The sequence below is a fragment of the Pseudoalteromonas sp. MQS005 genome (assembly GCF_001661605.1).
Taxonomy (GTDB): Bacteria; Pseudomonadota; Gammaproteobacteria; order Enterobacterales; family Alteromonadaceae; genus Pseudoalteromonas; species Pseudoalteromonas tetraodonis.
Genome location: NZ_LYRQ01000002.1, coordinates 71,830 through 97,672 on the forward strand (window position 1 = coordinate 71,830; position 25,843 = coordinate 97,672).

Consider the following 25,843-nt stretch of genomic DNA (forward strand, 5'->3'; position numbering starts at 1 on the left):
TTTATGCTGGAATTTAATAATCAAACAATAGACACAGATAAGCAAGGTTACCTGCTAGATCATACTGATTGGTCTAAAGAATTGGCCGATGTTATTGCACAACATGAAAGCATTATATTAACCGAACAGCATTGGGAAGTTGTTAACTTTGTGCGCGCATTTTATCTTGAATACAACACCAGTCCAGCCATTAGAATGTTAGTCAAAGCGATGGCTAAAGCGCTCGGTGAGGATAAAGGTAATAGCATGTACTTGTATAAACTTTTTCCAAAGGGACCGGCCAAACAAGCGACTAAAATTGCGGGCTTACCTAAACCTGCACGGTGTATTTAATGAAACACAAAGCTAAAAACACGTCATCTTCAACAAGTAAACGCAATACAGGTCGTACATATTCGCGCAGTGCTGTAAAAAAAAGCCCGATAAAAAGAGCAATTAAGCCGCAGATAGCCCAAAGCGATAAAAAAGTTATTTTATTTAACAAACCTTATGATGTCCTTTGCCAATTCACAGACGAGCAAAATAGACAAACACTGGCTAATTTTATTCCTATTAAAGATGTTTATGCTGCGGGTCGCTTAGACAGAGACAGTGAAGGCTTGTTATTATTGACCAATTGCGGGAAATTACAAAATACCTTAACCGCTCCTGGTAAAAAAACCAACAAAACGTACTGGGTACAAGTTGAGGGGGTGCCTACAGAAGCATCTATTGATGCGCTCAGTCAAGGGGTCGAACTCAAAGATGGATTAACCTTACCTGCACAGGTAAAGTTAATCGATGAACCAGCGCTTTGGCCACGCACTCCCCCAGTGAGAGAACGTAAATCAATTCCAACATCTTGGTTGAGTATCACTATAAACGAGGGGAAGAACCGTCAAGTTCGACGAATGACCGCACACATTGGCCACCCAACGTTACGGTTAATTCGCTATAGTATTGGTAAATACACACTCGATGGAATTGAAACAGGTCAATATAAAATCAGTGGGCCACCAACCAACAGTTAATACTTTACGTTAGCCTTTGCTTATCTGGTATTAAAAGCAAAGGTTAAACATACTGTGTTATTCATGCCTTCCTAAGGCAATACAATTTCTGCCCTGCCTTTTTGCATAATACAGCGCACTATCCGTTGCTTTAAAGAAATCGACATGGTTAGTTTTTTCGCCATGTTTTACCGTATGAACTCCCATACTCACAGAGAGAAAGCCAGTAAAACTATCTTCATGAGCTATCGCTAAATCTTCAATAGATTTTTGTATTTGTTCTGCAATAAAGAGTGCACCTTGATTATCTGTTTGTGGGAGTAAAACAACAAACTCTTCTCCGCCATAGCGCGCTACAAAGTCCTCAGGACGACTGACTGTTTCTGCTAGCTTTTGCGCTACGCTATGTAAGCACTTATCCCCTGCAATATGACCATACCTATCATTAAATTTTTTGAAATTATCTATATCAATAATGATCATAGAAAGTTGAGTATTTACTTTTATCAGTTTTTTAAATTCAGCATGTAATTTTTCGTCAAAACGGCGTCTGTTGGCAATTTTAGTCAATGAGTCTAAAAAGGCCATATCGCTGAGTATCTCTTGGGTTTTCAAACGCTCCGTCGCATCGTTAAATACAGCAATAAATTCACTTTCTACACTAATACCTGACACTTGCATTATCACTTTTGAGCCATCTTTACATACAATTTGATAGTCATTAGCAGGAATATCGTCATTATTTTTATTTGCCTGCGCTAAAGACTCACCCCACATCGTTTGAGCAGACTCTCTATAACTAGGCTCAGGATACGCGACCTTCCACCACTGTTTTAAATTAGGGATATCATCAATTGTATAGCCAAATACATCTACAAAGCGTTGATTAAGCTTTAAAATATCGCCGGTTACCATACAAACATTACACACGGGCAAAGGCAAAATAGTAAATAATTTTGCATAATGGCTCAGCTCATGTTTTCGCATTGGATGTTCAGTTGCACTACTAACAAAACGCTGCTGTTCAACGTGTTTCATTTCAAGAGAAGCATTCATAGTGGCAACAAAATGCCATTCTAACCACCACTTTTCTAGCTGCTTTAAAATGACTTGTTGAAAGGGATTAATAAAGTCTAAAGAATGTTCAATGAGTCTAAATAGCGCTGAAATAGGGTTGGGTTCTTCAAAGCGGTAAGGACGAGGAACCCTAATGGTTTGATAAAACAGTTGGTAAGCTGATTCTTTAACGTTATGTGGTAATTGTTCTGCTACTAAGCAATCATCGCGTTGTAACTTTGTTGATAACTCAACAACGTAAGATTTTACCTTTTGTGCTTGAGAAGCATAATTCATATATTCATTCCATTGACTATATTATAAATACTTATTTGAGTGTTTATTCAATTTAAACTCATCTAAAGGTATTGCATAATCATTTGGTTGTAAAGGTTTGTTAATGAACAATAATAAATATATTCTTTGATATTCTATAAACAGTACTAACACCTTAAATAAACAACATTTACTCATCATTTATAACTTAAATGAGTGTTTATAATTTAATGGCCTGACATCTTGGACCTGTTGTTCTTTGCAAATTAAAATGTGTTCAAACAAAGGGGCTATAATAGCACCGCAAAATGTGTAATCTAATCGACTAAGTAAAAATCGACTAACAAGGAGTAAATCATCCCTAACCAACATAAAAAAAGCAACAAAATCTATTCAATAGCCCTTCCTCTCTTTAAGCACTTACAAAATACATGCTATAATCGCGGCCTTTCCAAGTTAACAGTAATCTGTATAAGCGAAATTATTCATGAGCGAAAATAGTCACATTAAAGTCATCGTTGGTATGTCCGGCGGTGTTGATTCTTCTGTATCTGCATATTTATTAAAACAACAAGGCTATCAAGTAGAAGGCTTGTTTATGAAGAACTGGGAAGAAGATGACAATGATGAATATTGCGCTGCCGCTGAAGATTTAAAAGATGCCCAAGCTGTCTGTGACAAATTAGGTATTGAACTTCATACCGTTAACTTTGCAGCGGAATACTGGGACAACGTATTCGAATACTTTTTAGCAGAGTACAAAGCTGGTCGCACACCTAACCCAGACATCATGTGTAACAAAGAAATTAAATTTAAAGCCTTTTTAGAATTTGCGGCTCAAGCACTTGGTGCTGACTTTATAGCAACGGGCCACTACGTGCGTCGTGAGCTCAGAGATGATAAATATGTTATGTGCCGTGGCCTAGATGATAATAAAGACCAAAGCTACTTTTTGTACACATTGAGTCATGAACATATCGCGCAAACGCTGTTCCCTGTCGGAGATATTGCCAAGCCAGAAGTGCGCCGTATTGCTGAAGAGCAAGATTTAATTACCCACGATAAAAAAGACAGTACTGGTATTTGTTTTATCGGTGAGCGTAAATTTAAAGATTTCTTACAAAAATTCTTACCTGCTCAACCTGGTGTTATTGAAGACACAGATGGTAACAACGTTGGTGAACATGAAGGTTTAATGTACCACACCTTAGGTCAGCGCAAAGGCTTGTTAATTGGTGGTATGAAAGAAGGCTCAGGCGAACCTTGGTATGTTGTAGACAAAGATGTTGAACGCAATGTATTGATTGTGGGCCAAGGTAAAAATCACCCTCGCCTTTACAGTAATGGCCTAAATGCCAACCAATTACACTGGGTAGATCGTGTTGGTCCTCAAGGTACTACTCGTTGCACCGTAAAAACACGCTACCGTCAAGAAGACCTAAGCTGTACCTTGTTAGTCGGTGAAGATGGTATGGCACGCGTATTATTTGATGAGCCACAAAAAGCGGTAACCCCAGGACAATCTGCCGTATTTTACGCTAATGAAGTGTGTTTAGGTGGTGGTATTATTGACTCGGTGATCAAATAATGAATCAACATCAAGTCATGGCGCTTGCAGCCATGTGTCAAGTGGCTAAGCAAGTTCAGAAGGTTGCCCAATATGGTCGCGCTGATGAACAAGATTTATCGATTTTATTATCAAGTATTGTGCAAACCTCGCCAGCTTCCCCAGAAGATGTTTATCAAGGTGAACATAACTTACGTGATGGCTATAAAACATTAATGGCACAACTGAGTGCCGGTGCTCAAAAAGATGTAGAAATAGTCAAATATGTAGGTGGTTTAATGCAGTTAGAGCGTGCGCTTAGTGCTAACAGTAAAAGCCTCAATGAATTAGGTAAACGTATTGATGATATTCATCGTCGTTTAGATCATTTTGCTATTACCGATGACAGTGTTGTTGCCGGTTTAGCAGATATATACTCGTCGGTGCTAAGCCCCCTTGGGCACCGAATTCAGGTTTATGGTAAACCCGAGTTATTAAAACAGCAGCTCACGCAAAATAAAATCCGCGCATTACTTTTAGCCGGAATTCGCAGTGCAGTATTATGGCGACAAATGGGCGGCAAACGTCGTCATTTCTTTTTTGCGAAAAGAAAAATTCTCGCCATAGCTAAAACAAAAATTTAATTATCGTTCAAACTAAAATTTAGGAGTTATTATGGAGCTTTCAGCGTTAACGGCTATCTCTCCGGTTGATGGTCGCTACGGCAGCAAAACCACTGAACTACGCAGTATTTTTAGCGAATTTGGATTAATCAAATACCGCGTAACCGTTGAAGTGCGTTGGTTGCAAGCGTTAGCTGCAGCAAGCGAGATTAAAGAAGTCCCCGCTTTTAGCGACGAAGCAAATGCGCTGTTGAATGCAATTGTAGATAACTTCTGTGAAGCTGATGCTCAGCGAGTTAAGGACATCGAACGCACAACAAACCATGATGTTAAAGCCGTAGAGTATTTACTAAAAGAAAAAGTAGCTGATAATGCTGAGCTACACGCAATTAACGAATTTATTCACTTTGCCTGTACTTCTGAAGATATTAATAATCTATCTCATGGTTTAATGTTAACTGAAGCGCGTAACCACGTCGTTTTACCTTATTGTGATGAGTTATTAAGCGCCATTAAAGAAAAAGCAATTGAGTACAAAGCCATTCCAATGATGACTCGTACACATGGACAGCCTGCAACGCCTTCGACTATGGGTAAAGAGTTTGCAAATGTTTACATGCGTTTAAAGCGTCAACGTGACCAAATTGCACAAGTAGAAATGCTAGGTAAAGTAAACGGTGCTGTGGGTAACTACAATGCACATCTAAGTGCGTACCCTGACTACGATTGGCATACCCACGCCGATAAGTTTGTAACTAGCCTAGGTTTAACACTCAACCCGTTTACCACGCAAATTGAACCTCATGATTACATAGCAGAGCTTTTTGATGCAATTGCACGCTTTAATACCATTTTGCTCGATTTTGACCGCGACATGTGGGGCTACATTGCACTTAATCACTTTAAGCAAAAAACCATTGCCGGTGAAATTGGCTCATCAACTATGCCACACAAAGTGAACCCGATTGATTTTGAAAACTCAGAAGGTAATTTAGGCTTAGCCAATGCTATCTTTGGTCATTTAGCACAAAAACTACCTGTGTCTCGCTGGCAACGTGATTTAACTGACTCAACCGTATTACGTAACTTAGGTGTAGGTATGGGTTATGCGGTAATTGCATACCAATCAACCCTTAAAGGTGTAAGCAAACTTGAAGTAAACGAGCAACGTTTGGCAGATGAGCTTGACCAAAACTGGGAGCTGCTCGCTGAGCCAATTCAAACCGTTATGCGTAAATACGGTATTGAAAAACCATATGAAAAGCTAAAAGATTTAACCCGTGGTAAACGTGTAAATCAAGAAATTATGGCTGATTTCATCGATGGTTTAGACCTACCAGAAGCTGCAAAAATTGAAATGAAAAAACTAACGCCGGCTAACTACATTGGTCGCGCTGTTGAGTTTATTGATGATTTAGTTTAATCACTCAAATCTACTAATAAAAAGCGAAAGGTACCTGCCTTTCGCTTTTTTCATTTAGGTCTTAACGTTATAGGCATTCTATGTATCAATTAAAAATAAATGAATTATCAGAGCAAGCGTTTTTAAGTCAATATTGGCAAAAAAAACCACTGTTGATCAAAGCTGGTTTTAAAGATTTTCAAGACCCACTTGATGCGAATGAACTCGCAGGCCTTGCTATGGAAGACAGCATAGAATCGCGCATTATTACTAACAACAATCAACAATGGCAATCGCATCAGGGACCATTTGACGATTTTGAAATACTCACTGATCAGCACTCGACACTACTCGTGCAAGCAGTGGATCATTGGCACCCAGAAGCTGCTCAGTTACTTGAACCTTTTCGCTTTATACCTAATTGGCGAATAGATGATTTGATGATCAGCTACTCAACCCCAGGTGGCGGTGTTGGCCCACACCTAGACCAATACGATGTATTTATTATTCAAGGTGAAGGTAAGCGCCATTGGCGGGTAGGATTACCCGACCCAACACTAAAACAGTTTGCTCAAAATAAAACATTACTGCAAGTTGAAGCTTTCAGTGCAGTAATTGATTGTATTTTGGAGCCCGGTGATATTTTGTATATACCACCAGGTTGTCCTCATGAAGGCTATGCGGTTGAGAATGCACTTAACTATTCAGTCGGTTTTAGAGCACCTAATCAACAAGATTTACTTTCAAGTTTTGCTGATCATATTATCGACACAGAAAGCGGCCAAAAAAGGTATAGCGACCATACCCTCGCCCTGCGTGATTCTAAAGGTGAGCTAACCCAAAGCGAAGTCGATAAAGTAAAAACGTTAATGCAAGCATTGCTAGAAGACGAGAGTTTATTTAAACACTGGTTAGGTAATACCCTTAGCCAACCTAAGCATGATATGGACTTAGCCCCTGAAGAAGACCCATTTAGTGTCGAACAAATACAACAACTGCTTGAGAACCAAGTAACATTTGAGCGTTTAGGGGGCACACGTGCTATTTATCAATGTATGGATACAGAGTTACTTCTAAGTATCAATGGCGAAAACTTCGCTTTACCCTTATCTGATTTAGAAGCGGTAAAACAGCTTACTGATTTTATTGAATTTGATAGCAGCGTGCTTAATGCAACCACACCTAGCCTAGATTTTATCGAAACTTTTACTACACTGGTTAATGAGGGTATTTGGTTTAGCTAGGAGGAGGTCATGGTTTATACCGTTGACAAAGTTGATTGGCAAAGTGAAAAAAGTCAACTGCAACATATAAGGGAGCGAGTGTTTGTATATGAGTTACATATTCCTAAACGTATTGAGTTTGATAACTTAGATGCACTCGCTCAACATATTCTGGTCACCGATAATATGCACTCACCTGTTGCCACAGGTCGATTATGTAATGATGGTTTAATTGGAAGAATCGCCGTATTGCCGCAGCATCGCAACCGCAATGTTTATAAGTCACTGCTTAATTTCATTGTTAAATTAGCAGCGGAGCAAGGTATTGAAGCAATCAGTATTAATTGTATTTTAAACGAAGTAGAACGATTCAAAAATAATGGGTTTACTGTGCAAGGCCACGTCTTTATGGAAGCAGGTATCCCAAGGCAACGTATGCAGTGCCCTATTGCATGCTTTGAAACACGACCATTTACTTTAGTGCATTAACGAAAAAACGAGCCACTTGGCTCGTTTTTTTCTTTATTCTTGTCGATAATCTTTGAAAAAACGCTGCATTTTCATCATTGCACTCGATAAATCATCTTTATTAGGTAAAAACACCAATCTAAAATGATCAGGCTCTGGCCAGTTAAAGGCGCGCCCATGTACTAACAATATTTTTTCTGCTTTTAACAAATCAAACATCATTTGTTCATCGCTTTTAATGTTGAATTTAGCGGTATCCACTTTAGGGAAAGCATAAAGCGCCCCTTTAGGCTTTTTACAACTAATTCCATCAATCGCATTTAAGCCGCGCCAAGCAATATCTCGTTGCACATATAAACGCCCACCGGGGTCAATTAAGCTATCAATTGACTGAACGCCACCCAACGCTTGCTGAATTGCATATTGTGCGGGCACATTGGCACAAAGACGCATTGAGGCAAGAATATCTAAGCCTTTAATTAAATCTGTCATTAATGCGGTGCGGCCACTTAGTACCATCCAGCCCATTCTCAGCCCAGCAGCACGGTATGTTTTAGCTAAGCCATTAAAGGTGATGATAGGGAGATCATCGCATAATGAACCAATAGAAGTATGGGTAACGCCGTCGTATAGAATTTTCTCGTATATTTCATCGCTTAACAGCAAAAGCTTGTGCTCTCGAGCAATATTGATCAACTCTTCAAGTAAAGCGTCACTGTACACAGCCCCAGTTGGGTTGTTGGGATTAATCAGCACTAATGCTTTGGTTTTAGAGGTGATTTTACTCTTAATATCATCAATGTCAGGAAACCAATCTTGCTCTTCATCACACAAGTAATGAACCGGATTACCACCTGCTAATTTTACCGAGGCTGTCCAAAGCGGATAATCTGGAGCGGGAATTAACACTTCATCATCATTATTCAACAGTGCTTGAGTAACCATTTGGATAAGCTCACTCACACCGTTGCCAATGTAAATATTATCAACGTCTAAATTGTGTAAGCCACGCTGTTGGTAGTGCTGATAAATAGCAACACGCGCAGAATAAAGACCTTTAGAGTCACAGTATCCTTGAGCTGAATATAAATTACGAATGATATCGCGATGCATATCTTCTGGCATATCAAAGCCAAATGCGGCGGGGTTGCCTATATTAAGCTTTAATACCTTTTGGCCCTCATCCTCCATTTTTTTAGCTTGCACTAAAACGGGACCTCGGATGTCATAACAGACGCCGTCTAATTTATGACTCTTTTTTATTTCTGACATTGTTACCTCTAAAGAGCAAGTTAGCCATTAGACTAACGCAGTAAAGCCGTGAATTACTAGGAAAATTAAGCGCTTAAAACTGAAAAAAATTCACGTTAACACTCTTTTTTATTACTATTGAAACGCGTTTAGCGCCCAGCTAACCATGCATTTAGTTTTGCTTGTGAACCAGTAACTTGCGCCATTAATCCATCGGCTGCATTAACAGCCTGCTCGTCATTCCCGTTATTTAAATTATATTCAATTAAACGAGCAACTTCGGCTAAACTTGCCGCACCAAATTGAGCGGCGTTTGATTTAAGGCTATGAGAGTGGCGAATAGCAGCCTCTTTATCTTGCCCAAGCGCAGCAATTGCTTCGTTCCCCAATCGCTCAAATTCCGCACAACAAAATTCCAGCGTATCTGGAAATTGTTCACCTAATAGCGATTCCATACTTTCTAAAGCGGATTCGTCAATATTGATCTCTGTCATATTCATGCCCTTCAATACGGTCCATCGATTTTCTTCTTATCTCTTACTCTATATCTAAGCACAAAAAAAACCAACTTTATTAGTGCAAAAATGTATAATTACGGCAAATGTACCAACGAAATAGTGTATTCAATGGCACGTCCTCTTTGTAAACAGTGTAACTTTTCGCTAAGCACTTGTATTTGCAGCGCAATTACCCGTGTTACTAACCAAACTCAGGTTATTATTTTGCAGCACCCCAATGAAGCAAAAGTTAGCAAAAATACGGCGCAGCTATTAGCTTTAGGTTTAACCCACTGTAAAATTATTAGAGGCGAAAATAATCAAGACTTCGCCTGCTTACAAAACCTGCCTATTGAATCGAGCGTATTACTCTACCCAAGCGAGAGCGCCGTAAAATTAGACCGACCGAATAGTAAAGAAAACCTTCAAGAGATTACGCATTTAATTGTGATTGATGGTACATGGAATAAAGCCTTTAAAATTTTGCAATTAACCCCGTTATTACAACAGTTTAAAACGGTAAGCTTTAGCCATATTCCCACCAACCGTTATGCTATTCGTAAAGCCCCTAGAGCAGATAGTTTATCGACACTAGAAGCAGTAGCACATAGTTTATGGCTCATAGAAGCACTAAACCCTGCGCCCTTGTATGGTTTATTAGAGGAATTAATAAAAAAACAAACCCAACACATGCCCGCTCACGTAAAAGCACGTTACTTGTAATGTATGAGCTGAAATAAAATAACCGATGCGTAATACCACATCTCGATTAAAACGCGGATTTTCTCGCCAAGGCCCCGACTATCGTTTTGACGATCAAGTCGATTTTAATGATATAAGAACCACTTTTGGTTTTCGTTCTATGGTGGTTGGTAAATGGGTTACTAAAGAAGAGCGCTTTATTAGTGCCAACTTAATTTATGATGCGCTGGCTGATTTAGCGCAGATTTTGCATTTACCACCCACAGCCATTGGCCTGCGTGGCAAACTTAATTTCGCTTTTGGTCACGGTGGACAAAAAGGCGTGCAAGCACATTATAATGCGTATGACCAAACCTTAGCACTGGCTAAAAATGCAGGCGGTGGCGCTTTAGCCCATGAATGGTTTCATGCTTTTGATCATCATATTAGTGAGCATTTGTTTAAATCAAAAACCCGCTTTGGTTTCGCTTCTAAGTTATGGTTATCACACTCTCCCGACTTAAGCCATCCACTTAATGATGCACTTAATCAATTTTATAAACAGGTGTTTTTAGAGCAAAGCGGTGAACATGCCAATGAATTTGTAAATAAATGCATTGCGTTTGATAAAGCGCATAATCAGCAGTATATGAGTATGCCAGAGGAGCTTGCTGCTCGGTGTTTTGAAGCCTGTATCAATGAACATCAAACAATCAAAAACAGTTTTTTAGTCGGCGGTTTGAGTAATAATAACTTAATTTATCCTGAGCTAAATCACACGTTACACGCCAATGAAGCGCTTAACCATTATTTTCAACTATTAGGTTATGCGCTTCATCAACTAGAAAAATAAGCTATTGTTTAGCTTAGTTACTTATCGTCACTGATACGACTTGCTACCGCACTATTCTGATCTTTATATTTTGCATCAATGCGGGTGTTATAAGGGCTTTCACACGGACCGGTAAGTGTTTCAAAACTCATTGCGCCAATTTTCATCATAGGTCTGAGCGCAAGCGGCAGCTTACCCGAGTTATAAAACTCTAAAACAATATTACCACTCCAACCAGGATCGATTCTGTGTGCTGTAACATGCACCATTAAACCCAAACGTGCCAGCGATGAACGCCCGTCTAACCAACCAACAATGTCTGCCGGTAGGGTTACTTTTTCATAGGTTATTGCCAACGCAAGCTCGCCAGGATGTAGAAAAAACGCTTCGCCTTCCGCTAATACAATTTCGTCGCTCATGATTGATTCTAACGCTTTATTAAGCTGATCTTTTGGACCACTTAAATCAACATAAGCGGCATTATGGGCATGAAATGTTCTAAACTTATTACCTAAGCGAAGATCAGCGGTAACCCCTGAAATCATTTCACTCGTTGGCGCGGGCTCGATAACAATGCGCCCATCGTTTAAGTATTCTTTAATATGTGTATCTGAAAGTCTCATTTTTAATCTTCCGTAATCACAACGTCAATCGCGTTGTGATGTTGTTGATAGTAAAGCGTGCTGGCAATCAATCGTGCGGCCGCGCTGTAAGTTTTGCTAATAACCGCATCTGTATCATCGGCAATCAACTTACCTTGCTCAGAGGATTCTCTGATATCAATCGCAAGCGGAATATGCGAAAGCACAGGCACACCATGCTTAAGGGCTAATTTTTGTGCACCGTCTTTACCAAATACATGGTTGGCTTCGCCGCAATGCCCACAAATGTAATGGCTCATATTTTCAATTAAACCGAGCACTGGCACATTTACTTTATTAAACATAGCAATACCCTTTTGCGCATCAGCAAGCGCTAAGTCTTGTGGCGTCGTGACAATCACGGTGCCACTGGCTGGCACTTTTTGGCTCATGGTTAATTGAATATCACCGGTACCTGGCGGCATATCTACAATTAAATAATCAAGTTCACCCCAATCGGTTTCATTTAAAAGCTGACTAAGCGCGCCTGAGGCCATTGGGCCGCGCCATACGGTGGCATCATCGCAGGGGACTAAAAAACCGATAGATTGCGCTTTAATACCATTGGCATCAAACGGTTGTAATTGTTTATTGTCTTTTGTAACCGGCTCACTGCCAACTAATCCTAACAACATAGGAATTGACGGACCATAAATGTCGGCATCCAATATGCCTACTTTTGCGCCTTCATTTTTAAGCGAGCCTGCCAGATTAACGGCCGTAGTAGATTTGCCTACCCCGCCTTTGCCTGAGGCGACTAAAACAATATGTTTAATGGCTTTAAACTTCGCAGCTTCTTTGAGGTGAACATTAGCCGTTACGTTTACATCAACCTTTAAACGCTCAGTCAAAAATTGAGCCACGTGCGGCATTTCAGATTGCGCCGCAAAAGGGAGAATGAGTTTAACCGTAATTGATTTATCGGTGTTTTGAGTGATATCAGCAATGAAATCTTGCTCAATACCCACAGCGAAAGCGGCACTGCGATAGGCCGCTAGAGCAGAAATAATCGGTTGTTTTTGCACCGATTTTGCAGAGAATAGTTTCGACAGTCCAAACATAGCAATAAAATAGCGTTTCTTTGATGAAAAGTGCCACGGAATTATGTAACATTCAGGGCATTAACACCAGTCAATTAGTAAATATCGATAAGCAGTGTGCTCTGTTATCACTTTGCTTATCGATAATGTAATAATTTTCATCTGTTCCTGACTAGGAACGCTTAATTCGGAATGATTATGGCACAGCGAAAGATCCTGATTACTAGCGCATTACCTTATGCCAATGGCCCTACCCATTTAGGGCATTTATTAGAGTATATTCAAACTGATATTTGGTCGCGTTTTCAAAAACTACAAGGCCACGAAGCATACTATGTGTGCGCCGATGATGCTCATGGCACACCTATTATGCTTAATGCGCAAAAGCAAGGGATCACGCCTGAGGAAATGGTAAAAAACGTTAGCATTGAGCGCCAACGCGACTTTGCTGATTTTAATATCAAATTTGATAATTACCACAGTACCCATAGCCAAGAGAATAAAGAATTTAGTGAGCTTATTTATAACCGTCTTAACGATGCCGGTCATATCAAAAAGCACACTATTTCACAGTTATTCGATCCAGAAAAAGGCATTTTTCTGCCAGATCGCTTTGTTACTGGCACGTGTCCTACATGTAAATCAGAAGATCAGAACGGGGATAGCTGTGATGCCTGTGGCGCAACCTACAGCCCAACCGAGCTAATCAACCCACGCTCTGTTATGTCGGGTGCTGAGCCTATCTTAAAAGATTCTGAGCATTACTTTTTTGACTTACCCGCCTTTGAAGACATGCTTAAAGAGTGGCTACACTCAGGCACAATTCAACAAGAAATGGCCAACAAGTTAGATGAGTGGTTTGCCGATGGTCTCCAACAATGGGACATTAGCCGTGATGCACCTTATTTTGGTTTTGAAATTCCAAACGCACCGGGTAAATACTTTTACGTATGGCTAGATGCGCCTATTGGTTATATGGCGAGCTTTAAAAACTTATGTGATAAACAGGGCATCGACTTTGATGCATTTTGGCAAGAAGGTTCAGACGCTGAGCTTTATCACTTTATTGGTAAAGACATCATCTATTTCCACAGCCTATTTTGGCCTGCTATGTTAGAAGGCGCTCAATTTAGAAAGCCAACTAATGTATTCGCCCATGGTTTTGTTACGGTCAATGGCGCAAAAATGTCTAAATCAAAAGGCACGTTTATTAAAGCGCGTACTTATTTAGATAACCTAGACCCAGAATTTTTACGTTACTACTACGCAGCTAAACTTAATAGTGGCATTACCGATTTAGATTTAAACCTTGAAGATTTTGCACAACGTGTAAACTCAGACTTAGTGGGTAAAGTAGTGAATATTGCCAGTCGTTGTGCTGGTTTTATTACTAAAAAGTTCGACGGTAAGCTGAGCAATACAGTTATGCAACCTCAATTGCTTGCAGAATTCCAGAACGCATCAGCGACAATCACCGAATATTACGAGAACCGTGAATACAGCCGTGCAATTCGTGAAATAATGGCACTTGCTGATAAAGCAAACCAGTTCATTGATAATGCCGCGCCTTGGGTGCTTATTAAAGATGAGTCAAAGCAAGAAGAAGCGCATCAGGTTTGTTCACTAGGACTTAACTTATTTCGCGTGTTGATCACTTACTTAAAACCAGTGCTACCTGGCATGGCAAGTAATGTTGAAGCCTTTTTAAATGATGAATTATCTTGGCAGGGTGCGCAAACAGCGTTAGTAAACCACCCTATCAATAAATTTAAGCCGTTAATGCAACGTGTAGAAATGGATAAAGTGAATAAAATGGTTGAAGAATCAAAAGAAAGTTTAGTTGCTGAAAAAGACAAAATCGATCCTAATAGCCCGCTTGCGAAAGAGCCTATTAGCGAAGAGATTGAGTTTGATGACTTTGCAAAGGTAGACCTGCGTGTTGCTAAAATTGCCAAAGCAGAGCACGTAGAAGGCGCTGACAAGCTGCTTAAATTAACCCTTGATTTAGGCGGTGAAACTCGCCAAGTGTTTGCTGGAATTAAATCGGCTTACGCACCAGAAGACATTGAAGGTAAATTAACGGTAATGGTTGCTAACCTCAAACCACGTAAAATGCGTTTTGGAATGTCTGAAGGCATGGTACTTGCGGCAGGCCCTGGTGGTAAAGAAATTTACATTCTTAACCCAGACGACGGCTCTGAGCCGGGTATGCGCGTAATGTAATTATTATCGCTTAAAGCCGCTAATATTTAGCGGCTTTTTTTTCATCTGTTATTTAGCTATTCTAATAAGAATTTTTAACGCCGCTATTCTCTGGTTTGCTCCCTGAAAAATAATTAAGCATTATTGCGATTTGGTATTACTGCAACAACTTTTGCTAAGTGAATCACCAAGCTTTGCGAGCTAATATACACAAACCAGTTTATATAGCGCACTTGAGGGTAAAAGCCTTGCCCCTGATTACCATAAATCCAAAAAGCACCAATAATGGCATCAGCCAATGCAGCAAGGAAAAGTCCTAAGCTCACCCACACTATTGGTTTGGGTGCGTTAATCCCACCATAGGCAACAACTAATACCAGACCCATAAGCCCAACAGCCGTTATCACTAAACTATAGACCCCAGTCATAGCTAAAATAGTATCTCCTACCCCCTCAAGATACATAGAAGAGAGCGACGCACTACTTAGCACCAACACAACAACAAAAAAAAGTGCACTTTTTATAAGCGACACCCGACGTTTTATATTAAAAGCTAACACACAGGCTATAAATAAAAGGCTGTAACCAGGTGCAAAAAATAAGATTGAATCCACTAAGTAATCATGTTTTATCAAGGTACTATAGCGATAATAGTGTTGGGGTAAATTAAAATTAACCACATCACCCGCGATACACAACATAAAAGCGCCACTGCCTAAAAGAGCAATAAAGCGTAATTGTTGGTCTTTAAAACGTTTAAATACCCAAGCTGACATCGTTACACTATTAAACACAAGTAAGCAGAGCGAACTCAGTGTCAATAGCATTAAAACACGTTTATTTTCAGGCGCAAGTAGCCCTATTAACATCACAGCTAAAGCGCACAGCCAAGCTATAAAAGTAATAATTTGATGCGGATGTTTTTTAGATAACGGATTAATTGCACTATCCAACCTTTAAAATTAATAACGTTAACTTAGCAAGTTTTTATCGTCCAAGGCTATTTTTTGTTTTGCATGTGCTGTATTTCTTTTTGTGTTTTAAGCCGACATTGCGCTAACTGTTCGAGTCGAATTGCTTTAATAGCGGCTAATGGATCTTGTGCATTAAGTCCACCAGCATCATGGTTATTTTGTTGGTTTATTACTTTATTCTCACCGTGCTTATTGTGCATATCTTTTCTCTTGGAACTGTTTATCGATTTTAGGCGCGGTACCTTAAGTAAAAAAGTGCTTTAACGCTAAACGATTTACTTGAAAAACACCTGACACCCTGTATATTAGAACCTTCTAATGTTTAGAGGTGTATTATGCGCATTATTTTGCTTTTTTCCAGTTTATTTATTTCATCCGCTGCTTTTGCTAGCAATACCGACGAGGCACGACAAACCATCAAAGCATTTTCAAGTGATTTAAAACAGGTACTGGTTAGTACTATGAAACAAAGCGGCCCACTAGCGGCAATAAGTGTATGTAATACAGCTGCACCCGCTATCGCTTCACAACACAGCAATAGTCCTTGGCAAATTAGCCGCAGTGCTTTGAAAACTCGTAACTCAGATAATCAACCCGATGCATGGCTCAAAAATGTTTTATTAAACTTTGAACAACGTAAGCTCAATGGCGAGCCGTTAGCAAGCATAGAATATCAAGAGCAAAGACCCGATGGCTGGTATTTTGTAAAAGCGATTCCCACTCAAAAAGCGTGTTTAGCGTGTCATGGCAGTCAGATTGACCCCACAGTTTATAAAAAAATAGCGACTTTATACCCTAATGATCAGGCAACTGATTTTAAACTGGGTGACATTCGTGGCGCATTTGTTGTTAAAAGGGCCAGTGAAAATCACCAATGATAACTTATTGACGATCAGCTATTAAATTTTACCGCATCGGATGCAATACGCTTTTTACGCCTAACATATAAAGTATGTGGCAGCATAAGTAATTGATTTAATAAAATAGCTAATACCAATGCAAACAACACTGCACTCGCGGTTAAAGGGATACCTAACTTAAAGTTATCAAGTGTATTTTGTAATCTGTCAACGCGCTCAGGGGAGAACATATACAGCATTTTTTGCAGTAGATCTCCTCGTTCAAAAATAGCCATCCCTTTTTTTAAATCGGCAAATTGCAGTAATGTTTGCTGTTTTTGATTTGCATCGGCTCTAACGCTAGGTTCAGCGTTAGCTAAGTGGCGGTTTATCATCGCTTGCGTGCTAGAAAAGTTATATTGCTTGGCCGTTTTTGCATAGCCGTCGACTTGCCATTTTGTTGCATGGTATAAGCCCGCTAAATGTTGTTGGTAATGATCACTCAGCTGCGGTAGTTGCAATGAAACAATAAAAGCGCAAGCAAATATTAACTTATCGAACAGGTTAACGATCATAATAATCCCTTGTGCTGCGTTTAATAAAAGTGACTACCGTTAACTATAGCAGGTAGTCGCTTTAGTCTAAATACCATGCGCTGCTGCGCTGTTAATCTGCTTGGTGGAATTGACGATGTAGGGCGTGAACCTGCTCAACAAGTGCTGGTACGGGCCCATAAACAGCGACATTAGGAGCAACCGCTTCAATAGGTAACGGGTTAACCGGCGACTTAGTCATTTTGAGCTCGCTAAGCCAGCTAGTTAATTGCGCAGATGAACTGATATACATAATTCGACCTAAGCCAACCCAGGCGTGTGCCGCAGCACACATAGGACAATGTTCTCCTGAGGTATACACTGTGGCGCTGGCGCGTTGCTCTGGGGTCATATTGTTGGCTGCCCAACGAGCAATCTCAAATTCAGGATGACGAGTATGATCGCCACCCGCAACACGGTTGCGATCTTCCATACATACATGCCCATTAGCATCAACAAGGACTGAGCCAAACGGTTCATCACCTGCTTCTAACGCCTCTTTAGCTAGCGCTACGGTGCGTTTTAAGTGCGCTAAATCAGTCTCGTTCATAATCTGTAAACTCCTTTACTATCACTTTTGGGGATATTTAGTAACGTGATCAGTTTTTCTACTGCGCTAACCATAACGCTTTGATCCCTGCTTTTGCAACACGTACATCCTCACTGCCATGAGCACCGCCAACTCCCACAGCCCCCACCACAGTATCGTTTATATAAATAGGCACCCCGCCATCCAATATTAAAATGTTTTCATCTAAATAACGAAGGTCTGCTGGAATAGTGCCCTCATTTATGCCTTTTGCTATAACTGCGGTTTCTCGCTTTTGCGAATTGGCGGTATAGGCTTTTTTATAACTGGCACGAATAGTATGAACACCGGCACGATGATCACGAAGTACTGCCAGCGTTTGTCCAGATGCATCCACAACGGTTATTGATACAGCTAAATTGTCCTTGAGCGCCGCTGCAGACGCTGCATTGACTATACGCTGTGCCATTTCACCCGTTAATTGTGCCACCATAGCCACATTTTCAAGCTGTTGATTATGAGTATTTATCTGCATTTCAGTTTGTCCAGCAACAGACGCTAATGAAGAAAGTGATGCAATGAGCGCTGTAAAAATAGCCCGTTTTTTCATGGTTTATTTCCTATTGTTAATTAATGACGTTATATCGCTGAACTGGATATAAAAAAATTGAAAATAAACAGACCGTGTTTACTCATAAAAGCTTTCACTAGGAGGGTTAATAGCAGGCTTTGCTTTTTATAAAATACTTTTATTGGGATAAGGTAATGTAACCCCCCTTTTTTAAAATGATCGTAAGCTAGCAACTCGGCGTAATATTTAACCGACAACTAATCAATTTAAAGGAAAGTAACATGTTTAAGAAAATAGCGTCTGTTCTGACTTTTGTATTAGCAAGTTTAACCCTATCTTCAGCAGCTCATGCCGATCACCATGGTATGAAAAAAGATATCGTTGATGTAGCTGCTGCCAATGGTTCTTTTTCAACACTCGTTGCAGCTGTCAAAGCGGCAGGCCTCGTTGATACGTTAAAAGGAGATGGCCCTTTTACTGTATTTGCGCCAACTGATGAAGCATTTGCCAAGCTACCAGCAGGTACCGTTGAAAACCTTCTTAAGAGCGAAAATAAAGACAAGTTAACTGCAATTCTTACCTACCATGTGGTATCAGGTAAAGTGATGGCTGCAGACGTTGTAAAATTAGACAGTGCAACGACCGTGCAAGGCCAGTCTGTGAATGTAACCACCAATGATGGCTCTGTTATGATCAACAATGCAAACGTAGTAATGGCAGATGTAAAAGCCAGCAACGGCGTGATTCATGTCATTGATACTGTTTTGTTGCCAAAAGAGTAACAATCTAATCTCCACAGCGGAGTAAAATACTAACTCCGCTCACTATTACAATCACAAAGTATTATTTTCTTTTACTAAATGCCCTCTTTTATACTAGTGATTTTTACACTATATTAAAAGATAATTAAGCGTCTGTTAATATTGAGAAAGTGTTTGTGGAAACAAATAAAAATAATACTACTGTTGAAGATAAACCAACTGAAGATCAAAAGAAGTTTTTCCTCGATTTACTCCCGGGAAAGCTAATTGATATACAATTTAACAATCCCATTCAGGTTCGCTTTAAACTCACTTTAATCGGCTACGACACCGGTAAATATTTAATATTAAAATACCCTGCTCAAGCAGGTAAAAATGATTACAGCGACATTTTAGTTGAAGGTAATGGGGCTATTGTACGGTATATTATTGAAGACGAACGGGGCGAATGTGTTGCTTTTTCAACCAGCATATTAGCGATTTCATTTCGCCCTGAACGATTAATTTATTTAGCTTACCCTAAAAAAATTGAAAGCCGACAATTACGTGAAACTAGCAGGTTGCCTACACACATTCCGGCTAAAATTAGTTTACATAAAGGCGATATTGATGCTGATAATAAAAGCTTATTGCACGGTTTAATTATTGATATTTCTCCGAGTGGTTGTCGCTTTGCTATTCACGTAAGCTCTGGATTTGTTGCACTAAAAAAACGTCAAGTTTTTGTGCATATACTTTCTCCATTAGACAACGAGCCTGTTATTATTACGTCTTACATTAGGAATAACCAAATGAAAGGCAACCGCCTTAGCGTTGGTATAGAGTTTGATGCTTCAGAGCAAGTTAAGCTTAACAAGCTGTTAGAAGCTTACTCGATTGATATTGATTAATGCCTTAAATAATCCTACCTGCAGAAACAGCAATGGCTAACCAATCTTGTTTAGCCATTGTAATAGTTAGTTTTTTATTCTAAACGCTTCAAAAACCGGTCACTTCTTGGCAAGTAGTAATCATCATAATCAAGCGAGACAATGACTCGCTCTGCCCGACCCAGCAACTCATCACGTGGAACTAATCCAATGAACCGCGAATCCGCACTGTTATCGCGGTTATCACCCATAACAAGATAATGATCTGCTGCTATTGGTGTTGCCGGAAACTCTACTAAGCTTGCTGCCGATTTGGTAAGCCGTATGGTATGAGCATGCCCCTTTAAGTGCTCAGTTTTATCTAGCCATCGAATACTCTCGTTTAAAGTGCTATAACTTACTTTCTCGCCATTAATGGTCAATTCGTTATTTTGCAATGAAACTATATCACCTGGTGTGCCAATAACGCGTTTTATTAAACGGTTCTCCGCCACTTTAGAATCAAATACAATAATATCGCCGGTTTGTGGTTCTGCCAATCTTATCAGGGATACATGCGTGAATGGTATACGTAAATCATACGCCATTTTATCGGTAAGGATTCGGTCGCCTTCTTCAATAGTCGGTTTCATTGAACCTGTTGGTACTTCGTACCAATCGGCGACGGCACTACGAAACACACTCATTAAAATAATAAAAACGATTAAAGAACGGTTATTTTTCCAAAATTTATAAAGTCGCTTCATGTTTTGTCCCTGCTATAGGTTAAGTATTTATTTGACTGTATAAATGCAGAGCCGTTCAAAGGAGTGTGTAACAAAATATGTTTAGGGATAGAGACATGCATAAAACATGTCTCTAAAGATAGTTTACTGCTGGTTTAACTTGTCTTTCGCTTCTTGTACTTTTGCAAAATCTAAACCTAATTCATCCGTTGCTTCTTTAATTAAATGAGGTTGGGTCATTACTACCGCCATCAATTGCTGAAGTTTTTCAGGTGGTATGCCCAGCTCTTGTACTAATGCCATAGCCATCATTGGGTTTTGGGTAAATGCTTCAAATAATGCCGCTACTTTTTCATCGCTGACATTGTGCTCTTTTAATATTGCAATAATTGGATTCATTATTAACCTTAAAATCGAAATAGTTTGTTAAAGTATATGGCCTCATACAGGGATTAACAATATTAATCCCTGTGGCATTACTTGTTTCACTCTACCAACAATACAACTTTACCTGAGTTTTCATTACCCTCTAAAATGGCATGTGCCTCACTAGCTTGTTGCCATGGCATGATTTTATAAATATTAAAGTCATATTTCTGATTGGCAATATCATCATAAAAGCGCGCTACAAATGCATCTCTTAACGCACGTTTAAACGCGATACTGCGATTACGTAATGTCGAGGCATGAAACGAAATGCGCTTTTGTAATAAGCGTGCAAAATCGACTTCGGCAAAGCGACTATCTAAAAATGCGAGCATCACAATCTGACAATCCATTGCGGCCACTTTGGCATTTTTATTCAAATAGCGGCCAGAAACCGGATCGACTATGGCGTTTGCACTTAAGTTATGTGCCTTCATATATTCAACAAAATCAGTGGTTTTATAATTAATCACATGGTCAGCACCCAAGCCTTTAGCGTGTTCACATTTTTCATCATACCCTGCTGTTATTACCACCTGTGCACCGGCACTTTTTGCCATTTGAATAGCCGCTCCGCCTACGCCACTGGCACCGGCATGAATAAGCGCCGTTTGCCCTGATTGTAGTTTTCCTAACTCAAAGAGTGCGCCAAAGGCAGTTAAATACACTTCACTAATAGCAGCACCTTTTGCCATAGAAATATTATCTGGCAATTCCATTAATTGCTGCGCATCTACCGCGACATATTCACTGTAAGCACCTCCAGCACATAGAGTAAAAATACGCTTATCTTGCCATTTAGGGTCTACCTCACTGCCAAGCTCACACACGGTACCTGCACATTCGAGTCCTAGAATAGGGCTATCCCCTTCAGGAGCAGGATACTTACCTTGGCGCTGCATACAATCGGCGCGGTTAACGCCAATCGCTGCTACTTTTACCAATACTTCATTACTGCTAATCTTCGGCTTGTCGGTTTGTTCAAACGCTAACTGCTGATCTTGATGTGAAATGTACTGCATAAATCTCCTCGTATTTTATTCTATTTAATTTTTCGCCATACTTCGGCTTCAACTAACTCGTTATTTACTGTGTCATATGATTAAAGTGTGTAGCAGTTATTAATTTTATTGATGTAACCTCGTGGGGGTTTAGCACTGAAAACACAGAGCCTGACAACAAAGCAAAGCCAACTAATATAAACTTCATAATACTCCTTTTGGAGTTAACAGCGCCTTAAGCACAAAAATTCAGTGCTGATTTAACCAGTGTATTGGCCTTTGTCGACTAACCTTTGTTCAATTTAGGCCGAACTCGTTGGGCATGCATGTTCTGCATTTATGCTGCGTTATCAGCAATTGCTGGGGAAGCATTGCCTAAAAACACGACTTCAAATTTAACCTTGAAAGATAAACAAAACTATAAATTATTAAAACGCCAGCTTTGTTTATAAGGATATACATCAGGAAGCTGACCTTGCTCAATACCTTGCTGGGTCATTTGCCAGTACTTTGCCGTAAATAAATCACTATGATAATGATTAAAATGGCTAAAGGCACTGCTACTGGCACTAAAAAATACCTTAAATTGACTAGGAAATATATCATTTTGGTCTATATCAAAATAAGAATGTGAGCTTATTTCCTCTAACGCGTTGTCAGTATTTGGCACTTCTCTAAAATTACAATCAGTAAGAGGGCAAATTTCATCGTAATCATAAAATACCACTCGCCCCCACCGTGTCACGCCAAAGTTTTTCATTAGCATGTCACCGGCAAAAATATTAGCACTGGCAAGCTCTTTAATCGCTTTACCATAATCAACCATCACCTGCTGCAGTGATTTACTGGTACATTGACCGATATATAAATTAAGCGGTGTCATTTTTCGCTCAACATAGACATGTTTGAGTATTAACGCTTTGCCCGAAATAATTAAGCTATCACCAATGTGTTTTTTCATTTGTGTAAGCAATTCATCACTAAAACGACTTAAATCAAAGGCTAGGTATCTAAATTCATGAGTATCAACTAATCGCCCTACTCTATCAGCCTGTTTTACAAAGTTATATTTATCTTTTACCTGCTGTTTTGTCGCCGTTTTTGGTGCACTAAATTTATCTTTTATTACTTTGTACACATAGTCTAGGCCATCAATTGTAAAAACAAGCATCACCATACCTGGTGTACCTGGCGCTAAATGATATTTATATTGCTCGGGGCTACTTTTAGTCGTGTCCACCTTATAGCGATAAAATTCTGTTTTCGCATGTTTAATAAAACCTATCGCATTAAACAATTCAAACCGTTGTTTGTGAGGCATTAACACACTTAAGTAATCTACATACCTTGCAGGTTGGTCGGTATCTACCATAAAGTACGTGCGCGCAAAGCCAAATAACAAGCTCAGCTGATCAGCGCCCATCATCACAGCATCAATTGTAAGCCCGTCAGGGGTATTTAAAATGGCTATTGCAAAGGGCATATTATCGCCATTTTTAGCAATACATCGTCCTATTACATAACACGCTTTATTGCGGTAAAAGTGTGAATTGGCGTACTCAATATAGCCGTCATTTAAACTTATTAGCTCATACACTTGTCTGCATTGTTGCTGCGCCCCTTGGGTTAACGTTGCTTGTAGTTTAGCTAAGTCCTCGTTTAAACTTTTAAATGGCACTCTAAACACTTGTTCATTAACTAAGGTTTTAACTGCGCTATCAAAGCCTTCTTTTAAGGAAATACGACTCACAAGCCCTTCATAAGAACGTGGTTGCCCCCGGTACTTTGCTTTTAAGACAAATAAATGCACCGTACGAATTTTTTTATCATCCCAAATAGCGCCAAAAGTAGAATTAAAAAACGTATGTGCAATTGGCTGGTTTTCATGCTCTTTAACCATTTCGCCATAAATATTTTTTGCACGTTGCCATGTTTGTGGACAGTTTAGTTCATCATAGGCAATCACTTTAACGGCCTCACTCACCTGCTTTACTTGACGCTCATACACTTGCAAGCGCGCTCGCATTGCCGCTTGCACCTCATGATATTGGCGTTGTTCAAAGCGACTTTGTGCCCCTAAGGTAATATTTAAGAACTGTGCAAACATAGCTTCAAAGCCAGCAAATACAGCGCGTGCTAACTTAGTAGCTATGAGTTCTTGTATAGGATTGTGGGTAGACGTTAACGACGTGCTAGGCATAGTATAGGCGCTTCTATTTTTAGCAATTATGCTGATTATTTTTTATTAGAGGTTTACACCTTAGCAAGCACGATTTAATTTAGATAATTAATACAGCAAATAAATAAAATTGATCATATGAATATAAGAAATGTCGATCTCAACCTACTCGTCTATTTAAATGTATTAATAGATGAAAAAAGTGTGTCTAAAGCGGCCAATAAACTCGCATTAACACAACCGGCTATGAGCAATGCGTTAAAACGCCTAAGAGATTTATTTGACGATCCTTTGCTGGTACGAGCTGCGGGCTCCATGACCCCAACAGCTAAAGCCCTTGCCCTTAAGCCCGAAATTGAAGCGCTGTTAAAAATGGCAGAAGAGATCACTCAACCAAGTGAGCAGTTTAATCCGGCCACCGCGCACGTTACGTTTCGTATTATGGCAAACGATTATTTAGAATCGACGCTAATTGCCCCATTTATTTGCGAGCAACTAGCTAAAAACCCGGGCATTGACTTCGATGTACTTAGCCCCAGCGACGTTAACCTACAGGATATGGAAAAAGGCACCATTGATTTAGCCATTAACCGTTTTAATGGTCTGCCGCGCTCTTTTCATCAAGCTACTGTATGGCGAGATAACTACTGTTGTTTAACCCATCCACATAATCCATTTTTAAACGATGCAAACTTAGACCAATACTTAAAAAGTGAACATATTTGGGTTAATCGAGCCGGCTGGGGCCCCGAACCCGCTGTGACCAATAAATCAGGTAAACAAAAATTAGGCTGGGTCGATGAGGCATTATGGCAATTAGAACAAACACGTAAAATACGCGTATTTACTCGTCATTACATGATTGCCAGTTTACTGTGTCAATCTGAGCAGCTCATTGCAACGCTTCCGCGTCGTCAAGCAAAGCTTTTAACTAGCCATACTAATTTAGTGATTAGCCCTGTGCCGTTTCAAATCGTCCCCATAGAAGTAAAAATGATATGGAGCCCGTTATTACACCATACACCAGCGCACCAATGGCTTAGACGCGAGTTGTTGGCGTTTGCAAATACAGTGATTGATAGGTAAAGAATTAAAATATTGATCAAATCAATATCAGTTATTGAAAACAACAATTTCATTAATATTACACTTAGCGCTACAGTGAAGTTAAGCCAACAAACTAAGAGTAATAATTATGCAAACATCAGCAAGCTTCACACAACAAGACGGATTATTCATTGATGCAAATTTACATCAATTCATTGAACAACAATTGTGTCGTAAAACGACACTTCAAACGCAACACGTTTACCAAGCGTTAGCCACGTTAGTTGATGAGTTTGGGTGTGCATGTCGTAAAACAAAACACCAAGAAAACGACATTCTCGACGTGAATACTTTATTAAATGCATATCAACGTAAAAGTCACCCACATTGTCATGTAGATGCACAAACAACCGCAGCCGTTCTAGATGAATACTGTTGCCAAGTGCCTGCAATTATTGTGGTTGCTTTAATGGATACGCTTAGTGGCACACTCTGTGATGAGCCAAGCGCCCATAAACTTTACCACAGAGCTGCAGAGCTGACAGAGCGTCCATGCGTTCATCGCGAGCAAACAGCTAACGCCTCTGCAGCGTAAAATGCTG

The 25,843-nt window shown here is 39.8% G+C and carries 29 protein-coding genes; 15 read left to right on the plus strand and 14 right to left on the minus strand.

What is annotated here, in order from left to right; all coding sequences use genetic code 11:
• Positions 1 to 3 precede the first annotated feature (3 nt).
• On the plus strand, positions 4 to 333 hold the full coding sequence (locus tag A9479_RS01400) for a TusE/DsrC/DsvC family sulfur relay protein (RefSeq protein ID WP_008112024.1): 330 nt from the start codon (positions 4 to 6) through the stop codon (positions 331 to 333).
• Positions 333 to 1,010, plus strand: coding sequence for an rRNA large subunit pseudouridine synthase E (locus A9479_RS01405; protein WP_024603061.1), 678 nt, complete (start codon positions 333 to 335; stop codon positions 1,008 to 1,010). Before A9479_RS01400 ends, A9479_RS01405 begins: the two co-directional genes overlap by 1 nt.
• Positions 1,011 to 1,067: 57 nt before the next feature.
• Here A9479_RS01405 and A9479_RS01410 read toward each other — a convergent pair whose 3' ends face one another.
• Positions 1,068 to 2,342 (minus strand): diguanylate cyclase, encoded by a 1,275-nt coding sequence (locus A9479_RS01410; RefSeq protein ID WP_013465043.1) that lies wholly within the window; start codon positions 2,340 to 2,342, stop codon positions 1,068 to 1,070.
• A 466-nt stretch (positions 2,343 to 2,808) separates the two neighbouring features.
• Here A9479_RS01410 and mnmA point away from each other — a divergent pair, with 466 nt between their 5' ends.
• The 5 genes from mnmA (at position 2,809) to A9479_RS01435 (ending at position 7,604) form a co-directional block, all read left to right on the plus strand.
• Positions 2,809 to 3,909: a tRNA 2-thiouridine(34) synthase MnmA gene (gene mnmA / locus A9479_RS01415; protein ID WP_008113585.1), complete on the plus strand. Its 1,101-nt coding sequence runs from the start codon at positions 2,809 to 2,811 to the stop codon at positions 3,907 to 3,909.
• The gene (hflD, locus tag A9479_RS01420; RefSeq protein ID WP_008113587.1) at positions 3,909 to 4,511 is read left to right on the plus strand and encodes a high frequency lysogenization protein HflD; all 603 of its coding nucleotides are present in this window, start codon (positions 3,909 to 3,911) and stop codon (positions 4,509 to 4,511) included. The genes mnmA and hflD overlap by 1 nt, the downstream gene beginning before the upstream one ends.
• 31 nt (positions 4,512 to 4,542) lie before the next feature.
• Entirely contained in the window at positions 4,543 to 5,913 is a 1,371-nt protein-coding gene (gene purB / locus A9479_RS01425; protein ID WP_013465045.1) for an adenylosuccinate lyase, read from the plus strand.
• Positions 5,914 to 5,993: 80 nt separating this feature from the next.
• Positions 5,994 to 7,136 carry a cupin domain-containing protein gene (locus A9479_RS01430; RefSeq protein ID WP_064662507.1) on the plus strand — a complete coding sequence of 381 codons (1,143 nt, stop codon included), beginning with the start codon at positions 5,994 to 5,996 and terminating at the stop codon, positions 7,134 to 7,136.
• Between the two features lie 9 nt (positions 7,137 to 7,145).
• Positions 7,146 to 7,604, plus strand: a complete 459-nt coding sequence (locus A9479_RS01435; RefSeq protein ID WP_013465047.1) for a GNAT family N-acetyltransferase — start codon at positions 7,146 to 7,148, stop codon at positions 7,602 to 7,604.
• A 33-nt stretch (positions 7,605 to 7,637) separates the two neighbouring features.
• Here the strand turns inward: A9479_RS01435 and A9479_RS01440 are convergent, their stop codons facing one another.
• Together A9479_RS01440 and A9479_RS01445 are read right to left on the minus strand one after the other, a co-directional pair.
• Positions 7,638 to 8,855, minus strand: coding sequence for a pyridoxal phosphate-dependent aminotransferase (locus A9479_RS01440; protein ID WP_016900382.1), 1,218 nt, complete (start codon positions 8,853 to 8,855; stop codon positions 7,638 to 7,640).
• Between the two features lie 128 nt (positions 8,856 to 8,983).
• Entirely contained in the window at positions 8,984 to 9,328 is a 345-nt protein-coding gene (locus A9479_RS01445; RefSeq protein ID WP_013465049.1) for an Hpt domain-containing protein, read from the minus strand.
• A 132-nt stretch (positions 9,329 to 9,460) separates the two neighbouring features.
• Between A9479_RS01445 and A9479_RS01450 the strand changes: the two genes are divergently transcribed.
• Positions 9,461 to 10,054, plus strand: a complete 594-nt coding sequence (locus tag A9479_RS01450; RefSeq protein ID WP_064662568.1) for a tRNA-uridine aminocarboxypropyltransferase — start codon at positions 9,461 to 9,463, stop codon at positions 10,052 to 10,054.
• A 25-nt stretch (positions 10,055 to 10,079) separates the two neighbouring features.
• Entirely contained in the window at positions 10,080 to 10,865 is a 786-nt protein-coding gene (locus A9479_RS01455; RefSeq protein ID WP_013465051.1) for a CLCA_X family protein, read from the plus strand.
• Between the two features lie 17 nt (positions 10,866 to 10,882).
• On the opposite strand, the gene dcd is transcribed toward A9479_RS01455, so the two are convergent.
• Positions 10,883 to 11,467 (minus strand): dCTP deaminase, encoded by a 585-nt coding sequence (gene dcd, locus A9479_RS01460; protein WP_013465052.1) that lies wholly within the window; start codon positions 11,465 to 11,467, stop codon positions 10,883 to 10,885.
• A 2-nt stretch (positions 11,468 to 11,469) separates the two neighbouring features.
• Positions 11,470 to 12,546 carry an iron-sulfur cluster carrier protein ApbC gene (apbC, locus tag A9479_RS01465; RefSeq protein ID WP_064662508.1) on the minus strand — a complete coding sequence of 359 codons (1,077 nt, stop codon included), beginning with the start codon at positions 12,544 to 12,546 and terminating at the stop codon, positions 11,470 to 11,472.
• Positions 12,547 to 12,723: 177 nt separating this feature from the next.
• Between apbC and metG the strand changes: the two genes are divergently transcribed.
• Positions 12,724 to 14,748, plus strand: a complete 2,025-nt coding sequence (gene metG, locus A9479_RS01470; RefSeq protein WP_013465054.1) for a methionine--tRNA ligase — start codon at positions 12,724 to 12,726, stop codon at positions 14,746 to 14,748.
• Positions 14,749 to 14,861: 113 nt separating this feature from the next.
• Here metG and A9479_RS01475 read toward each other — a convergent pair whose 3' ends face one another.
• Positions 14,862 to 15,503 (minus strand): hypothetical protein, encoded by a 642-nt coding sequence (locus tag A9479_RS01475; protein WP_231893536.1) that lies wholly within the window; start codon positions 15,501 to 15,503, stop codon positions 14,862 to 14,864.
• A 224-nt stretch (positions 15,504 to 15,727) separates the two neighbouring features.
• Positions 15,728 to 15,901 carry a hypothetical protein gene (locus A9479_RS19910; RefSeq protein ID WP_167380510.1) on the minus strand — a complete coding sequence of 58 codons (174 nt, stop codon included), beginning with the start codon at positions 15,899 to 15,901 and terminating at the stop codon, positions 15,728 to 15,730.
• Positions 15,902 to 16,036: 135 nt separating this feature from the next.
• On the opposite strand from A9479_RS19910, the gene A9479_RS01480 reads away from it, so the two are divergent.
• On the plus strand, positions 16,037 to 16,579 hold the full coding sequence (locus A9479_RS01480) for a DUF3365 domain-containing protein (protein WP_064662509.1): 543 nt from the start codon (positions 16,037 to 16,039) through the stop codon (positions 16,577 to 16,579).
• Between the two features lie 14 nt (positions 16,580 to 16,593).
• Here A9479_RS01480 and A9479_RS01485 read toward each other — a convergent pair whose 3' ends face one another.
• The 3 genes from A9479_RS01485 to A9479_RS01495 form a co-directional block, all read right to left on the minus strand.
• Positions 16,594 to 17,115 (minus strand): DUF2937 family protein, encoded by a 522-nt coding sequence (locus A9479_RS01485; RefSeq protein WP_064662510.1) that lies wholly within the window; start codon positions 17,113 to 17,115, stop codon positions 16,594 to 16,596.
• A 91-nt stretch (positions 17,116 to 17,206) separates the two neighbouring features.
• Entirely contained in the window at positions 17,207 to 17,683 is a 477-nt protein-coding gene (locus A9479_RS01490) for a nucleoside deaminase (RefSeq protein WP_064662511.1), read from the minus strand.
• A 58-nt stretch (positions 17,684 to 17,741) separates the two neighbouring features.
• On the minus strand, positions 17,742 to 18,272 hold the full coding sequence (locus tag A9479_RS01495) for a heme-binding protein (protein ID WP_064662512.1): 531 nt from the start codon (positions 18,270 to 18,272) through the stop codon (positions 17,742 to 17,744).
• Positions 18,273 to 18,514: 242 nt separating this feature from the next.
• On the opposite strand from A9479_RS01495, the gene A9479_RS01500 reads away from it, so the two are divergent.
• Together A9479_RS01500 and A9479_RS01505 are read left to right on the plus strand one after the other, a co-directional pair.
• Positions 18,515 to 19,015, plus strand: coding sequence for a fasciclin domain-containing protein (locus A9479_RS01500; protein WP_064662513.1), 501 nt, complete (start codon positions 18,515 to 18,517; stop codon positions 19,013 to 19,015).
• A 155-nt stretch (positions 19,016 to 19,170) separates the two neighbouring features.
• Complete coding sequence (locus tag A9479_RS01505) at positions 19,171 to 19,884, plus strand: flagellar brake protein (RefSeq protein WP_013465062.1); 714 nt, start codon at positions 19,171 to 19,173, stop codon at positions 19,882 to 19,884.
• A gap of 74 nt (positions 19,885 to 19,958) precedes the next feature.
• On the opposite strand, the gene lepB is transcribed toward A9479_RS01505, so the two are convergent.
• From lepB to aceK, 4 genes are all read right to left on the minus strand, one after another.
• Positions 19,959 to 20,609: a signal peptidase I gene (lepB, locus tag A9479_RS01510; RefSeq protein WP_082918289.1), complete on the minus strand. Its 651-nt coding sequence runs from the start codon at positions 20,607 to 20,609 to the stop codon at positions 19,959 to 19,961.
• A gap of 123 nt (positions 20,610 to 20,732) precedes the next feature.
• Entirely contained in the window at positions 20,733 to 20,987 is a 255-nt protein-coding gene (locus tag A9479_RS01515) for a DUF2999 family protein (protein ID WP_008113615.1), read from the minus strand.
• An 86-nt stretch (positions 20,988 to 21,073) separates the two neighbouring features.
• Complete coding sequence (locus A9479_RS01520) at positions 21,074 to 22,036, minus strand: zinc-binding dehydrogenase (RefSeq protein ID WP_064662514.1); 963 nt, start codon at positions 22,034 to 22,036, stop codon at positions 21,074 to 21,076.
• Between the two features lie 397 nt (positions 22,037 to 22,433).
• Positions 22,434 to 24,215, minus strand: coding sequence for a bifunctional isocitrate dehydrogenase kinase/phosphatase (gene aceK / locus A9479_RS01525; RefSeq protein ID WP_064662515.1), 1,782 nt, complete (start codon positions 24,213 to 24,215; stop codon positions 22,434 to 22,436).
• Between the two features lie 117 nt (positions 24,216 to 24,332).
• On the opposite strand from aceK, the gene A9479_RS01530 reads away from it, so the two are divergent.
• Both A9479_RS01530 and A9479_RS01535 read left to right on the plus strand, forming a co-directional pair.
• Positions 24,333 to 25,280 (plus strand): LysR family transcriptional regulator, encoded by a 948-nt coding sequence (locus A9479_RS01530; RefSeq protein ID WP_036982498.1) that lies wholly within the window; start codon positions 24,333 to 24,335, stop codon positions 25,278 to 25,280.
• Between the two features lie 109 nt (positions 25,281 to 25,389).
• Complete coding sequence (locus A9479_RS01535; RefSeq protein WP_013465068.1) at positions 25,390 to 25,836, plus strand: hypothetical protein; 447 nt, start codon at positions 25,390 to 25,392, stop codon at positions 25,834 to 25,836.
• Positions 25,837 to 25,843: the final 7 nt, after the last annotated feature.

What these genes read in the sequence shown, in the direction of transcription:
- A9479_RS01400 (WP_008112024.1), top strand. Translation starts at nt 4, where the DNA reads ATGCTGGAATTTAATAATCAAACAATAGACACAGATAAGCAAGGTTAC.
- A9479_RS01405 (WP_024603061.1), top strand. Translation starts at nt 333, where the DNA reads ATGAAACACAAAGCTAAAAACACGTCATCTTCAACAAGTAAACGCAAT.
- A9479_RS01410 (WP_013465043.1), bottom strand. Translation starts at nt 2,342, where the DNA reads ATGAATTATGCTTCTCAAGCACAAAAGGTAAAATCTTACGTTGTTGAG.
- mnmA (WP_008113585.1), top strand. Translation starts at nt 2,809, where the DNA reads ATGAGCGAAAATAGTCACATTAAAGTCATCGTTGGTATGTCCGGCGGT.
- hflD (WP_008113587.1), top strand. Translation starts at nt 3,909, where the DNA reads ATGAATCAACATCAAGTCATGGCGCTTGCAGCCATGTGTCAAGTGGCT.
- purB (WP_013465045.1), top strand. Translation starts at nt 4,543, where the DNA reads ATGGAGCTTTCAGCGTTAACGGCTATCTCTCCGGTTGATGGTCGCTAC.
- A9479_RS01430 (WP_064662507.1), top strand. Translation starts at nt 5,994, where the DNA reads ATGTATCAATTAAAAATAAATGAATTATCAGAGCAAGCGTTTTTAAGT.
- A9479_RS01435 (WP_013465047.1), top strand. Translation starts at nt 7,146, where the DNA reads ATGGTTTATACCGTTGACAAAGTTGATTGGCAAAGTGAAAAAAGTCAA.
- A9479_RS01440 (WP_016900382.1), bottom strand. Translation starts at nt 8,855, where the DNA reads ATGTCAGAAATAAAAAAGAGTCATAAATTAGACGGCGTCTGTTATGAC.
- A9479_RS01445 (WP_013465049.1), bottom strand. Translation starts at nt 9,328, where the DNA reads ATGACAGAGATCAATATTGACGAATCCGCTTTAGAAAGTATGGAATCG.
- A9479_RS01450 (WP_064662568.1), top strand. Translation starts at nt 9,461, where the DNA reads ATGGCACGTCCTCTTTGTAAACAGTGTAACTTTTCGCTAAGCACTTGT.
- A9479_RS01455 (WP_013465051.1), top strand. Translation starts at nt 10,080, where the DNA reads ATGCGTAATACCACATCTCGATTAAAACGCGGATTTTCTCGCCAAGGC.
- dcd (WP_013465052.1), bottom strand. Translation starts at nt 11,467, where the DNA reads ATGAGACTTTCAGATACACATATTAAAGAATACTTAAACGATGGGCGC.
- apbC (WP_064662508.1), bottom strand. Translation starts at nt 12,546, where the DNA reads ATGTTTGGACTGTCGAAACTATTCTCTGCAAAATCGGTGCAAAAACAA.
- metG (WP_013465054.1), top strand. Translation starts at nt 12,724, where the DNA reads ATGGCACAGCGAAAGATCCTGATTACTAGCGCATTACCTTATGCCAAT.
- A9479_RS01475 (WP_231893536.1), bottom strand. Translation starts at nt 15,503, where the DNA reads ATGTCAGCTTGGGTATTTAAACGTTTTAAAGACCAACAATTACGCTTT.
- A9479_RS19910 (WP_167380510.1), bottom strand. Translation starts at nt 15,901, where the DNA reads ATGCACAATAAGCACGGTGAGAATAAAGTAATAAACCAACAAAATAAC.
- A9479_RS01480 (WP_064662509.1), top strand. Translation starts at nt 16,037, where the DNA reads ATGCGCATTATTTTGCTTTTTTCCAGTTTATTTATTTCATCCGCTGCT.
- A9479_RS01485 (WP_064662510.1), bottom strand. Translation starts at nt 17,115, where the DNA reads ATGATCGTTAACCTGTTCGATAAGTTAATATTTGCTTGCGCTTTTATT.
- A9479_RS01490 (WP_064662511.1), bottom strand. Translation starts at nt 17,683, where the DNA reads ATGAACGAGACTGATTTAGCGCACTTAAAACGCACCGTAGCGCTAGCT.
- A9479_RS01495 (WP_064662512.1), bottom strand. Translation starts at nt 18,272, where the DNA reads ATGAAAAAACGGGCTATTTTTACAGCGCTCATTGCATCACTTTCTTCA.
- A9479_RS01500 (WP_064662513.1), top strand. Translation starts at nt 18,515, where the DNA reads ATGTTTAAGAAAATAGCGTCTGTTCTGACTTTTGTATTAGCAAGTTTA.
- lepB (WP_082918289.1), bottom strand. Translation starts at nt 20,609, where the DNA reads ATGAAGCGACTTTATAAATTTTGGAAAAATAACCGTTCTTTAATCGTT.
- A9479_RS01515 (WP_008113615.1), bottom strand. Translation starts at nt 20,987, where the DNA reads ATGAATCCAATTATTGCAATATTAAAAGAGCACAATGTCAGCGATGAA.
- A9479_RS01520 (WP_064662514.1), bottom strand. Translation starts at nt 22,036, where the DNA reads ATGCAGTACATTTCACATCAAGATCAGCAGTTAGCGTTTGAACAAACC.
- aceK (WP_064662515.1), bottom strand. Translation starts at nt 24,215, where the DNA reads ATGCCTAGCACGTCGTTAACGTCTACCCACAATCCTATACAAGAACTC.
- A9479_RS01530 (WP_036982498.1), top strand. Translation starts at nt 24,333, where the DNA reads ATGAATATAAGAAATGTCGATCTCAACCTACTCGTCTATTTAAATGTA.
- A9479_RS01535 (WP_013465068.1), top strand. Translation starts at nt 25,390, where the DNA reads ATGCAAACATCAGCAAGCTTCACACAACAAGACGGATTATTCATTGAT.